Source organism: Variovorax sp. YR752, from assembly GCF_943372545.1.
This window is the reverse complement of record NZ_CALRZC010000404.1, coordinates 1-3,425: the sequence shown is the minus strand read 5'-3', so window position 1 is coordinate 3,425 and position 3,425 is coordinate 1. Positions and strand designations below refer to the sequence as shown.

Here is a 3,425-nt window from a genome sequence, read left to right as displayed (position 1 = left end):
TGAGGTGCACCGTCTTGTCGTCCGAGTTCTTGATGGCCGTCGTCAGTTTCTTCATCTGCGCGCTGCCGAGCACGGCCTTCTCGCCGCCCTTGGTCTTGTAGCTGCGACCGTCGGTGAGGTGAAGCATCACCGCGCCATCCGGATCGCCGGCGTTGCTCAGCATGAGGGTCCGGTAGCCGGGTTCGGCCACGCCCAGGTTCCAGCCATCGGCGGGCTTGGGAAAGGTCTTCGGGTCGTGCGAATCCAGCGCGTCGCGATAGGCCTGGAACGCCGCGCGGGTCGGGTCCAGCAAGTGCCGGTACGACGGCTGCCCCTCGATTTGCGCACCGCAGGCGCCGTTCCACAGAAAGTCGTGGTCGTCCCAGATCGGATGGATGCGCAAGTTCGTGTCGCGTACCAGCTTGGCGAACTCCTTCTGGTTGAGCTGGTCGCGCAGCCGGCCGAAGGCATGCAGCGCGAAGTCATGGGCGCCCATCCCCTTGATCGCGCCGATGTCGGAACCGTCCGCGTCGTAGTAGGCCGAGTCGCCCAGCAGCACCAGGTGCGTGGCGCCGGAGGCGCCGACCTGGGTCCAGACAGGCTGTTGTTTGAAGCTCTGGGCACTGAAGCAGGAAGTAAAGGCGATCTTCATCAGGGGCTCTCCTCGTTGTGGGTGGCGGATGCTAGGAGCCGCCCCGAAACGCCGCCTCCCCCATCCATGGGAGCCGCATGCCGCGCCCCGGGTCTCCCGTCGCCCTGCGTTTGGCAAGACCTGCGAAATACGCGATTGGCCGACTGCGCCCGAGCCTGAAATTCGCTAGGCTTTGCTGGCGAGCGATTCCATCGAGCGCGGAGACCACGCGATGAGCCACGGCGCATCTCTTCGTCTGCATGTACCGGAGCCCACGGGGCGGCCGGGGCATGAAACCGACTTTTCCTACCTGCATCTGTCGCGTGCCGGCGAGGTGCGAAAACCTCCCATCGACGCATCGCCGGCCGACACCAGCGACCTGGCCTACACGCTGGTGCGCGTGCTCGACGACGAAGGCCGCGCCGTCGGCCCGTGGGCGCCCGAGGCCGACCCCGAACTGCTGCGCCGCGGCCTGCGCGCGATGATGAAGACGCGCGCCTTCGACGCCCGCATGCTGATCGCGCAGCGGCAGAAGAAGATCTCGTTCTACATCCAGTGCCTCGGCGAAGAGGCGATCGCCATCGGACACGCGTTGGTGCTGCAGCAGGGCGACATGTGCTTTCCCACCTACCGCCAGCAGGGTCTGCTGCTGGCGCGCGACGATGTGACGCTGGTGGAATTGATCTGCGAGCTGATGTCCAACGAGCGCGACCCGCTCAAGGGGCGGCAGCTGCCGGTGTGCTACTCGATGAAGCGGGCCGGCTTCTTCTCGATCTCGGGCAACCTGGCCACGCAGTTCATCCAGGCGGTGGGCTGGGGCATGGCCTCGGCGATCAAGGGCGACACGCGCATCGCCTCGGGCTGGATCGGCGACGGCGCCACCGCCGAGTCCGACTTCCACACGGCGCTGACTTTCGCGCACGTGTACCGCGCGCCGGTGATCCTCAACGTGGTCAACAACCAGTGGGCGATCTCCACCTTCCAGGCCATCGCGGGCGGCGAGGCCACCACCTTCGCGGCGCGCGGCGTCGGCTGCGGCATCGCGTCGCTGCGCGTCGACGGCAACGACTTCCTCGCGGTGCTGGCGGCCTCGCGCTGGGCGGCCGAGCGCGCGCGCAGCAACCTCGGGCCGACGCTGATCGAGTGGGTCACGTACCGCGCCGGCGCGCATTCGACCTCGGACGATCCGTCGAGGTACCGTCCGGCCGACGACTGGGCGCATTTCCCGCTGGGCGATCCGATCCCGCGCCTGGCGCAGCACCTGACGGCGATCGGCGCCTGGTCGCCGCAGGAGCACGCGCAGACGCAGGCAGACCTGGATTCGCAGGTGAACGCCGCGGTGAAGGAGGCCGAGCGCTTCGGCTCCATGGCCGACGGCCATGTCGCCGACGCCGCCACGATGTTCGAGGACGTCTACAAGGACATGCCCGAGCACTTGAAGCGGCAGCGCGAACAGCTGTCGTCCGAGGGCTGACGCCATGGCCTCGATGACCATGATCCAGGCCCTGCGTTCCGCCATGGACGTGATGCTCGCGCGCGACGACAACGTGATCGTCTACGGCCAGGACGTGGGCTACTTCGGCGGCGTGTTCCGCTGCACCGAAGGCCTGCAGGCCAAGTACGGCCGCTCGCGCGTGTTCGATGCACCGATCAACGAGGGCGGCATCGTCGGCTCGGCCATCGGCATGGGCGCCTACGGCTTGCGCCCGGTGGTGGAAGTGCAATTTGCCGACTACGTCTATCCGGCCTACGACCAGATCGTGTCGGAGGCGGCGCGCCTGCGCTATCGCTCGGCGGGCGATTTCACCGCGCCGATCACCATCCGCATGCCCTGTGGCGGCGGCATCTACGGCGGCCAGACGCACAGCCAGAGCCCGGAGGCGCTGTTCACGCACGTCTGCGGGCTGCGCACGGTGATGCCCTCCAATCCGCGCGATGCCAAAGGCCTGCTGATCGCCTCGATCGAGAACGACGACCCTGTCATCTTTCTCGAGCCCAAGCGGCTGTACAACGGCCCCTTCGACGGCCACCACGACCGGCCGCTGGAGTCCTGGTCGGCCCATCCGCTGGGCGAGGTGCCCGAGGGCTACTACACGGTGCCGCTGGAATCGGCCACCGTGTTCCGCCCCGGCGCCGACCTGACGGTGATCACCTACGGCACCATGGTCTTCGTCTCGGAAGCGGCCGCGAAAGAAACCGGCATCGATGCCGAGATCATCGACCTGCGCAGCCTGTGGCCGCTGGACCTGCAGACGCTCGTCGCTTCGGTGAAGAAGACCGGCCGCTGCGTGATCGTGCACGAGGCCACGCGCACCAGCGGCTTCGGCGCCGAGCTGGCGGCGCTGGTGCAGGAGCATTGCTTCCATCACCTGGAAGCGCCGATCGGGCGCGTGGCCGGCTGGGACACGCCCTATCCGCATGCGCAGGAGTGGGCCTACTTTCCGGGCCCGGCGCGCGTCGGCGCGGCTTTCCGGCGCGCCATGGAGAACTGAATGAGCACGCACACGATCAAGGTGCCGGACCTGGGCGAAGGCGTCGCCGAGGTGGAGCTGGTGGCGTGGCGCGTGCAACCCGGCGACACGGTGGCCGAAGACCAGGTGCTGGCCGACGTGATGACCGACAAGGCCACGGTCGAGATTCCCTCGCCGGTCGCGGGCCGGGTGCTCGCGCTCGGCGGCGAGGTGGGCCAGCAGATCGCGGTGGGCGCAGAGCTGATCCGGATCGACGTGGGGGCCGACGGCGAGACGCAAGCACAAGCGCAGGTTGTACAGGCCGCGCCCGCAAGCGCGCAGGCGCCGGCACCGGCGTCGGCCGA

Annotated in this window: 3 protein-coding genes and 1 pseudogene; 3 read left to right on the top strand and 1 reads right to left on the bottom strand. The window is 68.3% G+C overall.

Annotated elements, in window-relative coordinates; translation table 11 throughout:
• Nucleotides 1–631 (bottom strand): annotated as a pseudogene (locus AAG801_RS41120) (hypothetical protein); the annotation flags it as partial.
• 211 nt (nt 632–842) lie between these two features.
• Between AAG801_RS41120 and AAG801_RS41115 the strand changes: the two are divergent.
• The 3 genes from AAG801_RS41115 to AAG801_RS41105 all read left to right on the top strand — a co-directional run.
• Complete coding sequence (locus AAG801_RS41115; protein ID WP_341893633.1) at nt 843–2,084, top strand: 3-methyl-2-oxobutanoate dehydrogenase (2-methylpropanoyl-transferring) subunit alpha; 1,242 nt, start codon at nt 843–845, stop codon at nt 2,082–2,084.
• Between the two features lie 4 nt (nt 2,085–2,088).
• Nucleotides 2,089–3,102, top strand: coding sequence for an alpha-ketoacid dehydrogenase subunit beta (locus AAG801_RS41110; RefSeq protein ID WP_341893632.1), 1,014 nt, complete (start codon nt 2,089–2,091; stop codon nt 3,100–3,102).
• Nucleotides 3,103–3,425 (top strand): biotin/lipoyl-containing protein (locus tag AAG801_RS41105; protein ID WP_341893631.1); only part of this gene is annotated, 323 nt, incomplete at its 3' end.

What these genes read in the sequence shown, in the direction of transcription:
- AAG801_RS41115 (WP_341893633.1), top strand. Translation starts at nt 843, where the DNA reads ATGAGCCACGGCGCATCTCTTCGTCTGCATGTACCGGAGCCCACGGGG.
- AAG801_RS41110 (WP_341893632.1), top strand. Translation starts at nt 2,089, where the DNA reads ATGGCCTCGATGACCATGATCCAGGCCCTGCGTTCCGCCATGGACGTG.